The organism is Pseudomonas sp. NFIX28 (genome assembly GCF_900107395.1).
In the GTDB taxonomy this organism is placed as follows: domain Bacteria; phylum Pseudomonadota; class Gammaproteobacteria; order Pseudomonadales; family Pseudomonadaceae; genus Aquipseudomonas.
On record NZ_FNPW01000003.1, the window covers coordinates 394,951 to 411,873 of the forward strand.

The following is a 16,923-nucleotide window of genomic DNA, read 5'->3' on the forward strand; positions in this document are numbered from 1 at the left end:
TCATTTGGCAAATATCTCCAGCAATCGTGGAGCGATCTTGTCCAGTGGGCGAATCTCTACGGCAGCGTCGATGGCAGCGGCCGCCTTGGGCATGCCGTACACCGCGCTACTACTCTGGTCCTGGGCGATGGTCAGGTAACCCTGATCGCGCATCAGTTTCAGGCCCTGGGCGCCGTCGCGACCCATGCCCGTCAGCAGTACGCCGACCGCATCGCCGTTCCAGTAATTGGCGACACTTTCAAAAAACACATCGATCGATGGCCGATAGATCTCGTTTACCGGCTCGGCGGTGTACGCCAGGGTGCCGTTCTTCAACAGCCGGATATGGTGGTTGGTCCCCGCCAGCAGCACCGTGCCGCTCTGCGGTGGCTCGCCTTCGCGGGCCAGGCGCACCTTCAGCCCGGAGGCGCTGCTGAGCCATTCGGCCATGCCCGCGGCGAACACCTGGTCGACGTGCTGCACCAGCACGATGGCGGCCGGGAAATGGGCGGGCAACCCCTTGAGCAGCACCTCCAGCGCCGCCGGCCCACCGGCGGACGAACCGATCGCCACCAGGCCCTGGCGCTGCGCCATGGTGCGCATCGGCACCGGCGCCGAACGCACCCGGTTGCCGCGCTGCTGGCCGATCAGCCAGCCAATATTGAGGATCTTGCGCAGCAAAGGCGCGGCCGCTTCCTGTGCATTGCCTGCCCCGAGCGCGGGGGTGTCGACCACATCCAGCGCGCCATGCCCCATGGCCTCGAAGACCCGGTGCACGTTCTGCTGGCGGTCCACCGTGACGATCACGATGGCGCAGGGGGTTTCGGCCATGATCCTGCGGGTCGCCTCCACCCCGTCCATCACCGGCATGATCAAGTCCATCAGGATCAGGTCGGGCGTCAGCTGCGCGCAGTATTCGACCGCCTCGGCGCCATTGGTCGCGACCCACACCACCTCGTGCGCGGGCTCGAAGGCCAGGGCCCGGCGCAGGGCCTCGACGGCCATGGGCATGTCGTTGACGATCGCGATTTTCATGCCCGAGCTCCTCCAATCAGCTCCACCACCGCATCCAGCAGGGCGTCGTCATGGAAACTGGCTTTGGCTAGATAATAGTCGGCCCCGGCATCCAGTCCACGGCGCCGGTCCTCTTCGCGATCCTTGTAGGAAACCACCATCACCGGCAACGATTGCAGGCGATTGTCACGGCGCAGAAGTGTGACCAATTCAATCCCATCCATTCGGGGCATATCGATGTCGGTGATCAGCAGGTCGAAGTCTTCCGAACGCAAGGCGTTCCAGCCATCCATGCCGTCGACGGCGACCGCTACGTCATAACCACGGTTGAGCAAAAGCTTGCGTTGCAGCTCACGCACGGTGAGCGAGTCATCGACCACCAGGATGCGCTTGCGCGCCGTCTCGGCCTGATGGCGGTTGTGCCGGGCGATGCGCTCCAGGCGGCCGGTATTGAGCAGCTTGTCCACCGAACGCAGCATGTCCTCGACGTCGACGATCAGCACCACCGAGCCGTCATCGAGCAAGGCGCCGGCGGAAATGTCCTGGACCTTGCCCAGGCGATCGTCCAGCGGCAGCACCACCAGGGTCCGCTCGCCGATAAAACGCTCGACCGCCACGCCGTAGACCGCGTCGCGCTCGCGAATCACCACCACCTTGAGCGTGGACTCACTGCTCTGCCCCGCCGGACGTTGCAGCAGCTGGCTGGCCGCGACCAGGCCGACATGGCGGCCTTCGTGCCAGAAATGCTGGCGCCCTTCCAGCTGGACAATATCGTCGGGCTCCAGGTCGCACATGCGCTCGATATGCGCCAGCGGGAAGGCATAGGCCTCTTCGCCGACCTCCACCACCAGGCTGCGCACCACCGACAGGGTCAGCGGCACCTCGAGGTGGAAACGACTGCCCTGCCCCGCCACCTGTTCCAACTGCACCGCGCCGCGCAGTTGGCGCACCATGTGCTGCACCGCGTCCAGGCCGACGCCGCGCCCGGAAACTTCGGTGACCTTGTCGCGCAGGCTGAAGCCCGGCAGGAACAGGAAAGTCAGCAGTTCTTCTTCGCTCAACTGGGCGGCGGTCTCGGCCGGGGACAGCTGGCGCTCGACAATGCTCTGGCGTACCCGCTCCAGGTCGACACCGTTGCCGTCATCGCTCAGCTCCAACACCAGCAGCCCGGCCTGGTGGGAAGCGCGCAGGCGAATCAGGCCCTCGGCCGGCTTGCCCGCCAGCCGCCGCTGCTCGGGGGTTTCGATGCCATGGTCGACCGCGTTGCGCAGCAGGTGGGTCAGCGGCGCCTCGAGTTTTTCCAGCACGTCGCGATCGACCTGGGTCTTCTCGCCCTCGACTTCCAGGCGGACCTGCTTGCCCAGGCTGCGCCCCAGGTCGCGAACCATCCGCACCTGGCCCACCAGCACGTCGGCGAAGGGCCGCATGCGACAGGCCAGCGCGGTGTCGTAGAGCACCTGTGCGCGCTGGCTGGCTTGCCAGCCGAACTCATCCAGCTCGGCGGTTTTCTCGGCCAGCAATTGCTGGGATTCAGCCAGCAGGCGCCGCGCATCTTCCAGGGCCTCGAGGGCTTCCAGGCCCAGCACCTGTTCCTTGAGATGCCCGTTGAGGTTTTCCAGGGCGCGCAAGCCGTTGCTCTGCATGCGCTTGAGGCGCTGCAGGGTCGCCAGGTAAGGCTTCAGGCGCTGGGTTTCCACCAGCGACTTGCTCGACAGGTCGAGCAGGCTGTTCAGGCGTTCGGCCGTGACCCGCAACACCCGTTCGCCGCCCTCGGCGAGCTTCTTGCCCTTCTGCGCCATCGCCGCGGGCGCCTCGTGCAGCGCTTCCTGCAATGCCTCTTGCGGCATTTCGAACGGCGGGACCGGCGGCACGGGTTCGGGCTCGACCAGCGGCGCCGGCAGTTGCAGCTCGGCCATCGGCGGCAGGCTCGGCTCGACCCGGGGCAGGACCAGGCCCGCCGTCGGCGCGCCGGTCGAATCGATCAACTGCTCCATGAGCGCCACGTAGGCCACGATGTCCTGCTCATCGACCTGGCTGCTGCCCGGCGTGGCGATGCGCATCAGCATATCGGTGCCCTGCAGCAGCGCATCGATATGCTCGGGACGCAGGTACAGCCGCCCTTCCTGGGCGCTGACCAGGCAATCCTCCATCACATGGGCCACGCTGACCCCGGCGTCGACCCCGACGATCCGCGCCGCGCCCTTGAGCGAGTGGGCGGCGCGCATGCAGGCTTCCAGCTGGTCGGCCTGGGTCGGGTTGCGCTCCAGCGCCAGCAGGCCGGCACTGAGCACCTGGGTCTGGGCCTCGGCCTCCAGGCTGAAGAGTTCGAGCAGCGAGGCGTCGCGCATTTGATCGGGGGTCATGTCAGGCTCCGGGTCACGGCAGACAGCAACTGCTCTTCATCCAGCCAACGCAGGCTGCGGCCCCGCCATTGCAGGACGCCACGGGTGTACTTGGCACTGGCCTGCTGGCTGGAGACCGCGGCGGCGTCCAGGGTGCGCTCGTCGATGGCATGGATGCCCTCCACCTCGTCCACCGGCACCACCACCGGGCCGCCCTGGGCGGCGATGATCAGCATGCGCGGCATGACCCGCGCGCCTGTGACGACCGCGCTGGTGGTGTCCAGCCCCAGCAGTTCCACCAGCGACAGGCAGGCCACCAGCGCGCCCCGCACGTTCGCCACGCCCAGCAAGGCCCGCGAGCGCTGGTGCGGCAAGGAATGGATCGGCTGCAGCGGCGCCACCTCCACCAGGCAGCGTGTGGCGATGCCCAGCCATTCCTCGCCCAGGCGAAACATCAACAACGAACGGGTGACGACATCCGTATCGGCCTCGACCGCCGTTACCTGGTCATGGTGTTCCTGCTGCAACGCATAGCGGTCGAGCAGGCGGGTGGCCGCGGCGGAATACACCGAACAATTGCGGCAATGCACATGCCCGGCCAGCAACGGGCAACTCTTGTCGCCGTGGATACCGATACGGTTCCAGCAATCGTCGATGGCTTGCGCATCTTCGTGGGTCACGTTCAACGAAACAGAGCCGCTCATGATTTACGCTCACTGTCTGCCGCACGGCCGCTGCGGGCCGCACGCTCCTGCAATCGACGGGCACCGGCGACATCGCCCTGGGACGCCAGCAAGGCGGCCAGGTGCACCAAGGCTTCGGCATGCTGCGGGTCCAGGTACAGGGCCTTGCGATAGAACCCCTGGGCTTGCAGGGCACTGCCCGCCACGTCGCTGAGCAGTCCCAGCCAGTAAAACACCTGGGCCACCGGCTCATGGCTGTCCAGATACTGCTCGCAAGCGGCCCGGGCGTCGGCGCTTTTGCCCTCGTTGGCCAGGGCCGCGATATGGGCCAGCAGGGTCGCGGCGTCGCTGGCCGGCCTGGCCGGGGCCAGATTCGGGTTCGGGTTCGCCACGGCACTGCTGAACGGCCGGCTGCGCACGGGCGGCGCGATGCTGCGCACCGGCTGGCGCAGCGGCAATGCACTGGGGACGAAAGCCGGCGCGGGCGCGGGTTCCGGCTCGTTATGCCGGCTGAAGGCAAAGGACTGGGCAATGCCGATCGAACGCATGCCCAGGCGGCCCAGCAGGCTGCCCTCGGCCGGGCCGATGAACAGCACGCCGTCGACATGGGTCAGGCGCTTGAGCACTTCAAATACCTGGCGCTGGGTCGGCTGGTCGAAATAGATCAGCAGGTTGCGACAGAAGACAAAATCGTAGGGCGGCTCATTGGCCAGCAAGGTTGGGTCCAGCAGGTTGCCGACCTGCAGGCGCACCTGCTCGCGCACCCGCTCGCTGAGGCTGTAGCGTTCGTCTTCGGCGGTGAAATGCCGCTCGCGAAAATCACTGTGCTGGCCGCGAAAGGAATTCTTGCCGTACACCGCCTGCCTGGCCCGCTCGACCGACAGCGGGCTGACATCAAAGCCATCGACCTTGAATTGATGAGGCGCAAGCCCGGCATCGAACAAGGCCATGGCGATTGAATACGGCTCTTCGCCGGTGGAGCACGGCAGGCTGAGGATGCGCAAGGCACGCATGCCCTTGAGTTCGGCAAGCCGCGAAAGGGCGAGCTTGGCCAGGGTCGCGAAGGATTCCGGGTAGCGGAAAAACCAGGTTTCCGGAACTATCACCGCCTCGATCAGGGCCTGTTGTTCCTCCCGCGAGCCTTGCAGGGTCTGCCAGTAATGGTCGGCGCTGAGCGCCTGCTGGGCGAGGCTGCGCTGGCGCACCGCGCGCTCGATGATCGCCGGCCCCACCGACGCCACGTCGAGGCCGATGCGCTCCTTGAGAAAGTCGAAAAATCGCTGGTCGCTGCTCATGACGATTCCCCGAGCAACGAAAGGTCCAGCGGCGGCGAGGGAAACAGCAGCGCGCGCACCTCGGCATCCAGCAGATCGTCGACCCGCACCCACTGCAGCAGGCCTTGGGCGTCTTCATAGACCGGCCCCAGGTACGGCGCGTTGCGGTTATCCAGGCCATAAGCCTTGAAGTCCTGCGGGTTGCACCGCAGGGTATCGGTGGCCTGCTCGAGGATCAGCCCGAGCAACCGCGCCGGCTGCGCCTGCGGGCGGTAATGGACCAGCACCAGGCGGGTGCTGGTGCGCTCCTGGGCCGGCTCGCCGAACGTCAGGGCGCTGAGGTCGAGCACCGGCACCACCGCGCCGCGATGGGCAAACACCCCGGCGACCCAGGACGGCGCCCGGGGAATCGGCTTGAGCTGCAGGCGCGGCAATACTTCGGCCACCTCGACGGCCTGCAAGGCATAGCGTTCGGCGCCAATGCGGAACACCAGGAACAGCGCATCCTGGGTGGCCGCTCCTGCGCCGCGTTTCGCTGCGAACTCGCTCATCAGACTTTGAAACGCGAGACGCCGCTACGCAGCCCCACCGCCACCTGGCTCAGTTCATCGATGGCGAAACTGGCCTGGCGCAGCGACTCGACGGTCTGGCTGCTGGCATCGCCCAGCTGCACCAGGGCGTGGTTGATCTGCTCGGCGCCGGTGGCCTGGGCCTGCATGCCTTCGTTGACCATCAACACCCGCGGCGCCAGGGCCTGGACCTGGTGGATGATCTGCGACAGCTGCTCGCCGACCTGCTGCACCTCGGCCATGCCGCGGCGTACTTCTTCGGAGAACTTGTCCATGCCCATGACCCCGGCCGAGACCGCCGACTGGATCTCGCGGACCATTTGCTCGATGTCGTAGGTGGCGACCGCGGTCTGGTCCGCCAGGCGCCGCACCTCGGTGGCCACCACGGCGAAACCGCGGCCGTATTCGCCGGCTTTCTCGGCCTCGATCGCGGCGTTGAGCGACAACAGGTTGGTCTGGTCGGCGACCTTGACGATGGTCACCACCACCTGGTTGATGTTGCCGGCCTTCTCATTGAGGATCGCCAGCTTGGCGTTGACCAGGTCGGCCGCGCCCATCACCGAATGCATGGTGTCTTCCATCCGCGCCAGGCCTTGCTGGCCGGAACCGGCCAGCACCGAAGCCTGGTCGGCGGCGGTGGACACTTCGGTCATGGTGCGCACCAGGTCCCGGGAAGTGGCGGCGATTTCCCGGGAAGTGGCGCCGATCTCGGTGGTGGTTGCCGCGGTTTCGGTGGCGGTCGCCTGCTGCTGCTTGGAGGTGGCGGCGATCTCGGTGACCGACGTGGTGACCTGGACCGAGGAGCGCTGCGCCTGGGACACCAGGGAATTGAGCTCGGTCATCATGTCGTTGAAGCCGGTTTCCACGGCGCCGAATTCATCCTTGCGGTCCAGGTTCAGGCGGCTGGTCAGGTCGCCCGTGCGCATGACGTCGAGGATCTTCACGATACGGTTCATCGGCGCCATGATCGCGCGCATCAGCAACAGGCCGCACAGGCCCGCCGCCAGCACCGCCACCAGCAGGGAAACGCCCATGGTGACTTTGGCTGCGGCCACCGCATTGTCGATCTGCAAGGCGGCCGAATCGGCCACCTCTTTGTTCTCGTCGATGATGTCGTTGAGTTTTGTCCGACCGGCCATCCAGGTCGGGGTCAGCTGTTCGTTGAACATGCGCACCGCTTCGTCTTCTTCGTTGCGCACATGCAGGTCGAGGACCGCGGCCTGGATCTTGATGAATTCCTGGTGCTGTTTCTCGAACGCCTCGAATTCGCTCTGGTCCTGGCGGGTGGTGATGGTGGTTTTATAGCTGTTCAGGTGTTCCAGCAGACGCTGCTCGAAGTTCTTGAAATCCGCCGCGTCCTGGGCGCTGAGGCCCTGGCCTTCCTTCAGGCCGATAATCTCCTGGGTATGCAGGTAACTGTCGACCCAGGCGCCGCGAACCATCGAACTGAAATAGACCCCGGGAATGGCATCGGAGCGCATGCGGTCTTCGCCGGCCTCGATCTTCAACAAGCGGGAATACGAGGCTACGACCATCAGCAGCATGATGGTGATAATCACCGCAAAGCTCGCCAAAATGCGTTGGCGCAACGTCCAGTTCTTCACAGTCAGTCCTCGGGGCCATTCAAATGGTGGGGAGTATAGCCGAGGGCGTGCCATCAATAATCAGCGTGTTGCGCACCACGTCTCACTCAGAGCGAAAAGCGGGGTCCGCTCTGGAGCGCTACTTTCCGTCAGGCGAGTCGCGTGCCGCCAGTGATGATCCAGCAGAAGCAGAGGGCATTTCAGCCATCAAAAAAGGCGCACGGGATTTTCTCCGCTGCGCGCCCGATCGAGGTCAAAGGCTGGCCTGGCGAACCTGTTTTTCCAGTTCGAGTTTCAACCCGGGCTCCAGCTTGAGCTGGCGCGACAGTTCATCCAGGTATGCCTTCTCCATGAAGTTTTCCTCGTCCACCAGCATCACGCTGGCGACGTACATTTCCGCGGCCATTTCCGGAGTGCCGGCGGCCCGCGCGACATCCGCCGGGTCCAGCGGTTTGTTGAGCTCGGCGTGCAACCAGTGCTGCAACTCCTGATCGTTGTCCAGCCGGGTGAATTCGCCTTCGATCAGCGCACGCTCGCGCTCGTCGATATGGCCATCGGCCTTGGCTGCCGCCACCAGCGCCTTGAGGATCGCCTGGCTATGTTGTTCGACCTGCTGCGCAGGCAGGCGGTCGAGGGTCTGCGGCTCGCTTTTCGGCGCACCGGCCTGCTGCGCCTGCCAGTTGCCGTAGGCCTTGTAGGCAATCACGCCCAACGCCGCCAGGCCGCCGTAGGTCAGTGCCTTGCCGCCGAACTTGCGGGCTTTTTTATTGCCCAGCAGCAAGCCCATGGCGCCGGCGGCCAAAGCCCCGCCGCCGGCACCGGACAACAGGCTGCCCAGCCCGCCGGAACTGCCGCCAAGCAACCCGCCCAGCGCGCCCTTGTCGGTTCCGGACGCCTTGTTCTGCTGCGTCCCGGCCTTGTTCTGCAACAGCTCCTGGCCAGATTTGAGCAATTGATCGAGCAATCCACGGGTGTTCATTCAGAGCCTCCAGAAACTTGAGTTGATCGAATCAATAAGGCCACCAGCCTAGATCGAAGTGCCGTGCCGCTGGGCTCGAGTGTGCTTCCAGATGTTGCTTCGGCGGCTCGCCAGATACCTGGCCGGCCCTTCGATTAAAAAGATATACACTCGAAAAAATCGATAAAACCGCCCGGTGACTGCCCATGATGACCCTGCGCCAGATCCGTCATTTCATCGCCGTGGCCGAGACCGGCTCGATCTCGGCCGCCGCCCAGGCGGTGTTCATTTCCCAGTCGACCCTGACCCTGGCGATCCAGCAGCTCGAGCAGGAAATCGGCGTCAGCCTGTTCAACCGCCATGCCAAGGGCATGATCCTGACCCACCAGGGCCATCAGTTCCTGCGCCAGGCGCACCTGATCCTGGCCACGGTCGACAATGCCAAGCGCAGCCTGCAACAGAGCACCGACCAGGTGGCCGGCCAGTTGATCGTCGGCGTGACCAGCCTGGTCGCCGGCTATTACCTGGCTGACTTGCTCACGCGTTTCCAGCGCGCCTATCCCAATGTGGCGATCCGCGTGATGGAGGACGAACGGCCGTACATCGAGCATTTGCTGGTCAGCGGCGAGATCGATGTCGGCGTGCTGATCCTCTCCAACCTCGAGGATCGCCACGCCCTGCAGACCGAAGTGCTGACCCACTCCCCTCACCGCCTGTGGCTACCCGCCCAGCATGCGCTGCTGGAACACGACAGCATCAGCCTGGCGGACGTCGCCCGCGAGCCGCTGATCCAGCTCAACGTCGATGAAATGGACCGCAACGCCCAGCGCCTGTGGTCCGGCGCCGGGCTGCAACCGCGCATCACCTTGCGCACCGCGTCCACCGAGGCGGTGCGCAGCCTGGTGGCGGCCGGGCTCGGGGTGTCGATCCAGCCGGACATGACCTACCGGCCCTGGTCGCTGGAAGGCGACATCATCGAAGCCCGGCCCATCGCCGACCTCAACCAGACCCTCGATGTCGGCCTGGCCTGGCGCCGCGGCACGGCGCGCCCGGCGCTGGTGGACCCGTTCCTGACCGTGGCCCGCGAGCAGCCCCACGGCGGGCGCAAGCCATCTATTTAATCGAACGGCGCATTCAGTATTTGATATTTGTCGAGCACCGGTCCCACCACTAGTCTCTGTCCATCCGTCCAGAGAAGGCCGGGGCCTCCGCGCAGGGGAGCAGCATGGCCATACAACAAAAGAGAACCCGGAACATGGCTGGCACGCAGACTCCGTTGTCCACCGCTTTGTTGATCGATGGCGAACTGGTCGCAGGCCAGGGGCTTGTCGAGCCGATCCTCAACCCGGCCACCGGCGCGGTGCTGACGCAGATCGCCGAGGCCAGCACCGAGCAGGTGGAAGCCGCGATCCTCGCCGCCCATCGCGCCTTCACCGACTGGTCGCGCACCACGCCGCAGCAACGTTCGAACCTCCTGCTGGCGATTGCCGATGCCATAGAAAAGCAAGCCGACCACCTGGCTCGCCTGGAATCGCTGAACTGCGGCAAGCCGCTGCACCTGGCGCGCCAGGACGACCTCAGCGCCACCGTCGACGTGTTCCGCTTTTTTGCCGGCGCGGTGCGTTGCCAGACCGGCCAGCTCGCCGGCGAATACCTGCCCGGCTACACCAGCATGGTGCGGCGCGACCCGATCGGCGTGGTGGCCTCCATCGCGCCATGGAACTACCCGATCATGATGGCCGCCTGGAAGATCGCCCCGGCCCTGGCCGCCGGCAACACCCTGGTGTTCAAGCCCTCGGAGCACACCCCGCTGTCGATCCTGGCCCTGGCGCCGACCCTGGCCGAGCTGCTGCCACGCGGCGTGCTGAACATCATCTGCGGTGGCGGCGAAGGCGTGGGCAGCCACTTGGTGAGCCACCCCAAGGTGCGGATGGTGTCGCTGACCGGCGATATCGTCACCGGGCAGAAGATCCTCCAGGCCGCCTCGAAAACCTTGAAACGCACGCACCTGGAGCTGGGCGGCAAGGCCCCGGTGATCGTCTGCAACGACGCCGACCTGCAGGCGGTGGTCGAGGGCGTGCGCAATTACGGCTACTACAACGCCGGCCAGGACTGCACCGCGGCCTGCCGGATCTACGCCCAGGGCGGGATCCACGACCGCCTGGTGGCCGAGCTGGGCGCCGCCGTGAGCAGCCTGCGCTTTGCCGGCAAACGCGATGCCGACAACGAGATCGGCCCGCTGATCAGCACCCGCCAGCGCGACCGCGTGGCCAGTTTCGTCGAACGCGCCCTGGGCCAGCCGCATATCGAACGGGTGACCGGCGCGGCGGTGCATTCCGGCGCCGGCTTCTATTACCAGCCGACCCTGCTGGCCTGCTGCCGGCAGCAGGATGAAATCGTCCAGCGCGAAGTGTTCGGCCCGGTGGTCACCGTCACCCGCTTCGACGAACTGGCGCAGGCGGTGGACTGGGCCAACGACTCGGAATACGGCCTGGCCTCGTCGGTCTGGACGCGCAACCTGGACAAGGCCATGCAGGTGGCGGCCCGCCTGCAATACGGCTGCACCTGGATCAACAGCCATTTCATGCTGGTCAGCGAAATGCCCCACGGCGGCCTGAAACGCTCCGGCTACGGCAAGGATTTGTCCAGCGATTCGCTGCAGGACTACAGCGTGGTGCGGCACATCATGGCGCGCCACGGCAATGACCTGGAATAACGGCACTAAGCTGATAACAAGCCCTTAGGGCGCGCTCCACCACGTTCACAACTGCCCCGACCATAATTTGAAAAAGAGGGTTTCCCCATGTTCGTGCACAAGACCGCACTGCTCAGTGCAATCACCACCGCCTTGCTGGCCAGCGCCAGCTTGCAGGCCGCCGAACCGCTCAAGGCCGTCGGTGCCGGCGAAGGCCTGCTGGATATCGTGGCCTGGCCCGGCTACATCGAACGTGGCGAAAGCGACAAGAATTACGACTGGGTGACCGGTTTCGAGAAGGCGACCGGTTGCAAGGTCAACGTCAAGACCGCCGGCACCTCCGACGAGATGGTCAGCCTGATGGCCAAGGGCGGCTACGACCTGGTCACCGCGTCCGGCGACGCCTCCCTGCGGCTGATCGCCGGCAAGCGGGTGCAGCCGATCAACACGGCGCTGATTCCCAACTGGAAAAACCTCGACCCGCGCCTCAAGGACGCGCCCTGGTACGTGGTCGCCAACCAGACCTACGGCACGCCCTACCAATGGGGCCCGAACGTGCTGATGTACAACACCAACGTCTTCAAGCAGCCACCGACCAGCTGGAGCGTGCTGTTCGAGGCCCAGACCCTGCCGGACGGCAAGCCCAACAAAGGCCGCGTGCAAGCCTACGACGGGCCGATCTACATCGCCGACGCCGCGCTGTACCTCAAGAGCGCAAAACCGGAACTGGGGATCCACAACCCTTATGAGCTGACCGAGGCCCAATACAAGGCGGTACTCGACCTGCTGCGTGCCCAGCAGCCGCTGATCCACCGCTACTGGCACGACACCACGGTGCAGATGAGCGACTTCAAGAACGAAGGCGTGGTCGCCGCCAGCTCCTGGCCGTATCAGGTCAACGGCCTGGTCAACGAGAAACAGCCGATCGCCTCGACCATTCCCAAGGAAGGCGCCACCGGCTGGGCCGACACCACCATGCTGCACAGCGAGGCCAAGCACCCCAACTGTGCCTACAAGTGGATGGATTGGTCGCTGACGCCGAAAGTCCAGGGCGACGTGGCCGCCTGGTTCGGCTCGCTGCCAGCCGTTCCCGCGGCCTGCCAGGAAAACCAGCTGCTGGGCGCCGACGGCTGCAAGACCAACGGCTTCGATCAGTTCGACAAGATCGCCTTCTGGAAAACCCCGCAGGCCGAGGGCGGCAAGTTCGTGCCGTACAGCCGCTGGACCCAGGACTACATCGCAATCATGGGCGGCAGATAACCCTGTAGCCGCTGCCGCAGGCTGCGATAAGGCCGAAGGCCTTCAGCGATCTCAAGATCCTGCGCCCCCTTCGGGGTCGATCGCAGCCTTCGGCAGCGGCTACAGGTTCCTGCACTCTTCGCCCAACCTGATTCCGCGCTTTCCCGGAGCACCGCACCATGACGCTTGCAGTCCAGTTCACCCATGTTTCCCGGCAGTTCGGCGAGGTGAAGGCCGTTGACCGGGTGTCCATCGATATCCAGGACGGCGAGTTCTTTTCCATGCTCGGCCCCTCCGGTTCGGGCAAGACCACCTGCCTGCGCCTGATCGCCGGCTTCGAACAGCCGAGCGCCGGCTCGATCCGCATCCACGGCGCCGAAGCCGCTGGCTTGCCGCCCTACCAACGCGACGTCAACACCGTGTTCCAGGACTACGCGCTGTTCCCCCACATGAACGTGCGCGACAACGTGGCCTACGGCCTGAAAGTCAAAGGCGTCGCCAAGGCCGAGCGCTTCAAGCGCGCCGAGGAAGCCCTGGCCATGGTCGCCCTGCAAGGCTACGGCGAGCGCAAGCCGGTGCAGCTGTCCGGCGGCCAGCGCCAGCGCGTGGCCCTGGCCCGGGCGCTGGTCAACCGGCCGCGGGTCCTGCTGCTGGACGAACCGCTGGGCGCGCTGGACCTGAAGCTGCGCGAGCAGATGCAGGGCGAGCTGAAGAAACTCCAGCGCCAGCTCGGCATCACCTTCATCTTCGTCACCCACGACCAGACCGAAGCCCTGTCGATGTCCGACCGCGTGGCGGTGTTCAACAACGGCCGCATCGAACAGGTCGACAGCCCGCGCAACCTGTACATGAAACCGGCCACCGTCTTCGTCGCCGAGTTCGTCGGCACCTCCAACGTGATTCGCGGCGCCCTGGCCGAACAACTGAGCGGCAGCCAACGGCCCTTCTCGATCCGCCCGGAACACGTGCGTTTCGCCGAGGGCCCGCTGCCCAGCCACGAGATCGAAGTCAGCGGCCTGCTGCACGATATCCAGTACCAGGGCAGCGCCACCCGCTACGAGTTGCGACTGGACAACGGCCAGACCCTCAGCATCAGCCAGGCCAACGACCAATGGCTGGACAGCGGCGCCCAGCACCAGGCCGGACAACGCCTCAGCGCGCGCTGGGCCCGCGCCGCGATGATCCCGCTGGCCGACACCGTGGCGAGCGGGGTGTGACATGAACACCCTGGCACTCACCTCCTCCAGCCCCGGCGGCTCGCCGCTGCGGCGTTTTTCCAACCTGCTGTACCGCCGGCCGAACCTGTACCTGTCGCTGCTGCTGGTGCCGCCGCTGCTCTGGTTCGGCGCGGTCTACCTGGGCTCGCTGCTGACCCTGCTCTGGCAGGGCTTCTACACCTTCGACGACTTCACCATGGCGGTCACTCCGGACCTGACCCTGGCCAACTTCGCCGCGCTGTTCCAGCCGTCGAACTTCGACATCATCCTGCGCACCCTGGGCATGGCCATCGCCGTATCGCTCGCCAGCGCCGTGATCGCCTTCCCCATCGCCTACTACATGGCGCGCTACACCAGCGGCAAAACCAAGGCGTTCTTCTATATCGCGGTGATGCTGCCGATGTGGGCCAGCTATATCGTCAAGGCCTACGCCTGGACCCTCCTGCTGGCCAAGGGCGGCGTCGCCCAATGGTTCGTCCAGCAGCTGGGGCTGGAGCCGCTGTTGCAGTTCGTGCTGGGGATTCCCGGCATCGGCGGCAGCACCTTGTCGACTTCGCACCTGGGCCGCTTCATGGTGTTCGTCTATATCTGGCTGCCGTTCATGATCCTGCCGGTCCAGGCCTCCCTGGAACGCCTGCCGCCGTCCTTGCTGCAAGCCTCCGCCGACCTCGGCGCCAAGCCGCGCCAGACTTTCATGCAGGTGATCCTGCCGCTGTCGGTGCCGGGCATCGCCGCCGGCTCGATCTTCACCTTCTCCCTGACCCTGGGAGATTTCATCGTGCCGCAGCTGGTGGGCCCGCCCGGCTACTTCGTCGGCAGCATGGTCTACGCCCAGCAAGGGGCGATCGGCAACATGCCGATGGCCGCCGCCTTCACCCTGGTGCCGATCGTGCTGATCGCCATTTACCTGTCCATCGTCAAACGCCTGGGGGCCTTCGATGCGCTCTGACTCAGCCAAGCATGGAGAACACGCCTCGTTGGGCCTGCGCATCGCCGCGTGGGGCGGGCTGCTGTTCCTGCACTTCCCGATCCTGATCATCTTCCTCTACGCCTTCAACACCGAAGACGCAGCCTTCAGCTTTCCGCCCCAGGGCTTCACCCTGAAGTGGTTCAGCGTGGCCTTCGCCCGCCCCGACGTGCTCGAAGCCATCAAGCTGTCGCTGCAGATCGCCGCCATCGCCACCCTGATCGCCCTGGTCCTCGGCACCCTGGCCTCGGCGGCGCTGTACCGACGGGACTTCTTCGGCAAGCAGGGGATTTCGCTGATGTTGATCCTGCCCATCGCCCTGCCGGGGATCATTACCGGCATCGCCCTGCTGGCGACTTTCAAGACGCTGGGGATCGAGCCGGGGATGTTCACCATCGTCGTCGGCCACGCGACCTTCTGCGTGGTGATCGTCTACAACAACGTGATCGCCCGCCTGCGCCGCACCTCCCACAGCCTGATCGAAGCCTCGATGGATCTAGGGGCCGACGGCTGGCAGACCTTCCGCTACATCATCCTGCCGAACCTCGGCTCTGCGTTGCTGGCCGGCGGCATGCTGGCGTTCGCCCTGTCGTTCGACGAAATCATCGTCACCACCTTCACCGCCGGCCATGAGCGCACCCTGCCGCTGTGGCTGCTCAACCAGCTCAGCCGGCCGCGGGACGTACCGGTGACCAACGTCGTCGCCATGCTGGTGATGCTGGTGACCATGCTGCCGATCCTCGGCGCCTATTACCTGACCCGCGGCGGCGAAAGCGTGGCGGGCAGCGGCGGCAAATAAAGCCGCCTTGGAACCCGGGTCTGTAGGAGCGAGGCTTGCCCGCGAAGAGGCCGCAACCTTCAACATTGACGTTGGCAGACCCCGCGAATTCGCGGGCAAGCCTCGCTCCTACGGTGGCTCGTTGAAAACCATAGATTCGAAGAGGAGATGACCATGCAGACCAAACTCTTGATCAACGGCCAACTGGTCGGCGGCGAAGGCCCTGCCCAGGCGGTATTCAACCCGGCATTGGGCCGCGTGCTGGTGGAAATCAACGAGGCCAGCCCGGCCCAGGTCGATGCCGCGGTGCGCGCCGCCGACAACGCCTTCGAAAGCTGGTCGCAAACCGTGCCGAAAGAACGCTCGCTATTGCTGCTCAAGCTGGCCGACAGCATCGAAGCCCACGGCGAGGAGCTGGCCAAGCTGGAGTCGGACAACTGCGGCAAGCCGCTGAGCGCGGCCCTGAACGACGAGATCCCGGCGATTGCCGACGTGTTCCGCTTCTTCGCCGGCGCCAGCCGTTGCCTCAGCGGTTCGGCCGGCGGCGAATACCTGCCGGGACACACCTCGATGATCCGTCGCGACCCGGTGGGGGTGATCGCCTCCATCGCGCCGTGGAACTACCCACTGATGATGGTCGCCTGGAAAATCGCCCCGGCCCTGGCCGCCGGCAATACCGTGGTGCTCAAGCCCTCGGAACAGACCCCGCTGACCGCCCTGCGCCTGGGCGAGCTGGCGGCGGCGATCTTTCCCGCCGGCGTGCTGAACCTGGTGTTCGGCCGTGGCGCCACGGTGGGCCAGCCGCTGGTGACCCATCCGAAGGTGCGCATGGTCTCGCTCACCGGCTCCATCGCCACCGGCTCGAACATCATTTCCAGCACCGCCGACAGCGTCAAACGCATGCACATGGAGCTGGGCGGCAAGGCGCCGGTGATCATTTTCGACGACGCCGACATAGACGCCGCGGTGGAAGGCATCCGTACCTTTGGTTTCTACAACGCCGGCCAGGACTGCACCGCCGCCTGCCGCATCTATGCCCAGGACGGCATCTACGAGCGCTTCGTCGAGAAACTCGGCGCGGCGGTCGCCAGCATCAAGCACGGCCTGCAAGGCGACCCGGACACCGAACTGGGCCCACTGATCAGCGCCCAGCACCGCGACCGCGTGGCCGGGTTCGTCGAGCGCGCCATCGCCCAGCCGCATATCCGCCTGGTCACTGGCGGCAAGGCGGTGGACGGCAACGGCTTCTTCTTCGAACCGACGGTGCTGGCCGACGCCCGGCAAGACGACGAAATCGTCCGCCGCGAAGTGTTCGGCCCGGTGGTCTCGGTCACCCGCTTTACCGACGAGGCCCAGGTCCTGGGCTGGGCCAACGACTCGGAGTACGGCCTGGCGTCCTCGGTGTGGACCGCCGATGTCGGCCGCGCCCACCGCCTCTCGGCGCGCCTGCAATACGGCTGCACCTGGGTCAATACGCACTTCATGCTGGTCAGCGAAATGCCCCACGGCGGGCAGAAACTCTCCGGCTATGGCAAGGACATGTCCCTGTACGGGCTGGAGGACTACACCGTCGTGCGCCATGTGATGTTCAAGCACTGACCTTTATCGCGGGCAAGCCTCGCTCC

General features: G+C 65.6%; 14 protein-coding genes. 7 read left to right on the top strand and 7 right to left on the bottom strand.

The features are described from left to right. The 7 genes from BLV20_RS08220 to BLV20_RS08250 form a co-directional block, all read right to left on the bottom strand. On the bottom strand, window positions 1-1,014 hold the full coding sequence (locus tag BLV20_RS08220) for a chemotaxis response regulator protein-glutamate methylesterase (protein WP_092299510.1): 1,014 nt from the start codon (window positions 1,012-1,014) through the stop codon (window positions 1-3). Beyond that, the gene (locus BLV20_RS08225; RefSeq protein ID WP_092299513.1) at window positions 1,011-3,356 is read right to left on the bottom strand and encodes a hybrid sensor histidine kinase/response regulator; all 2,346 of its coding nucleotides are present in this window, start codon (window positions 3,354-3,356) and stop codon (window positions 1,011-1,013) included. Before BLV20_RS08225 ends, BLV20_RS08220 begins: the two co-directional genes overlap by 4 nt. Beyond that, window positions 3,353-4,039 (bottom strand): chemotaxis protein CheW, encoded by a 687-nt coding sequence (locus tag BLV20_RS08230; protein ID WP_092299516.1) that lies wholly within the window; start codon window positions 4,037-4,039, stop codon window positions 3,353-3,355. Before BLV20_RS08230 ends, BLV20_RS08225 begins: the two co-directional genes overlap by 4 nt. Next, window positions 4,036-5,313, bottom strand: a complete 1,278-nt coding sequence (locus BLV20_RS08235) for a CheR family methyltransferase (RefSeq protein WP_092299519.1) — start codon at window positions 5,311-5,313, stop codon at window positions 4,036-4,038. The genes BLV20_RS08230 and BLV20_RS08235 overlap by 4 nt, the downstream gene beginning before the upstream one ends. Then, the gene (locus BLV20_RS08240) at window positions 5,310-5,843 is read right to left on the bottom strand and encodes a chemotaxis protein CheW (protein ID WP_092299522.1); all 534 of its coding nucleotides are present in this window, start codon (window positions 5,841-5,843) and stop codon (window positions 5,310-5,312) included. The genes BLV20_RS08235 and BLV20_RS08240 overlap by 4 nt, the downstream gene beginning before the upstream one ends. Beyond that, window positions 5,843-7,465, bottom strand: a complete 1,623-nt coding sequence (locus tag BLV20_RS08245) for a methyl-accepting chemotaxis protein (protein ID WP_092299525.1) — start codon at window positions 7,463-7,465, stop codon at window positions 5,843-5,845. Before BLV20_RS08245 ends, BLV20_RS08240 begins: the two co-directional genes overlap by 1 nt. Before the next feature lie 232 nt (window positions 7,466-7,697). Further along, on the bottom strand, window positions 7,698-8,423 hold the full coding sequence (locus tag BLV20_RS08250; protein WP_092299528.1) for a tellurite resistance TerB family protein: 726 nt from the start codon (window positions 8,421-8,423) through the stop codon (window positions 7,698-7,700). A 185-nt stretch (window positions 8,424-8,608) separates the two neighbouring features. On the opposite strand from BLV20_RS08250, the gene BLV20_RS08255 reads away from it, so the two are divergent. From BLV20_RS08255 to BLV20_RS08285, 7 genes are all read left to right on the top strand, one after another. Further along, window positions 8,609-9,523, top strand: a complete 915-nt coding sequence (locus tag BLV20_RS08255; protein WP_092299531.1) for a LysR family transcriptional regulator — start codon at window positions 8,609-8,611, stop codon at window positions 9,521-9,523. A 104-nt stretch (window positions 9,524-9,627) separates the two neighbouring features. Continuing rightward, entirely contained in the window at window positions 9,628-11,118 is a 1,491-nt protein-coding gene (locus BLV20_RS08260; protein WP_092299534.1) for a gamma-aminobutyraldehyde dehydrogenase, read from the top strand. Between the two features lie 87 nt (window positions 11,119-11,205). Further along, entirely contained in the window at window positions 11,206-12,357 is a 1,152-nt protein-coding gene (ydcS, locus tag BLV20_RS08265) for a putative ABC transporter substrate-binding protein YdcS (protein WP_092299536.1), read from the top strand. A 158-nt stretch (window positions 12,358-12,515) separates the two neighbouring features. Then, window positions 12,516-13,553 carry an ABC transporter ATP-binding protein gene (locus tag BLV20_RS08270; protein WP_092299539.1) on the top strand — a complete coding sequence of 346 codons (1,038 nt, stop codon included), beginning with the start codon at window positions 12,516-12,518 and terminating at the stop codon, window positions 13,551-13,553. 1 nt (window position 13,554) lies between these two features. Continuing rightward, window positions 13,555-14,502 carry an ABC transporter permease gene (locus tag BLV20_RS08275; RefSeq protein ID WP_092299542.1) on the top strand — a complete coding sequence of 316 codons (948 nt, stop codon included), beginning with the start codon at window positions 13,555-13,557 and terminating at the stop codon, window positions 14,500-14,502. Further along, window positions 14,492-15,319 (top strand): ABC transporter permease, encoded by an 828-nt coding sequence (locus tag BLV20_RS08280; protein ID WP_092299545.1) that lies wholly within the window; start codon window positions 14,492-14,494, stop codon window positions 15,317-15,319. Before BLV20_RS08275 ends, BLV20_RS08280 begins: the two co-directional genes overlap by 11 nt. Window positions 15,320-15,472: 153 nt before the next feature. Then, complete coding sequence (locus BLV20_RS08285; protein WP_092299548.1) at window positions 15,473-16,897, top strand: gamma-aminobutyraldehyde dehydrogenase; 1,425 nt, start codon at window positions 15,473-15,475, stop codon at window positions 16,895-16,897. The last annotated feature ends 26 nt before the right edge of the window (window positions 16,898-16,923 follow it).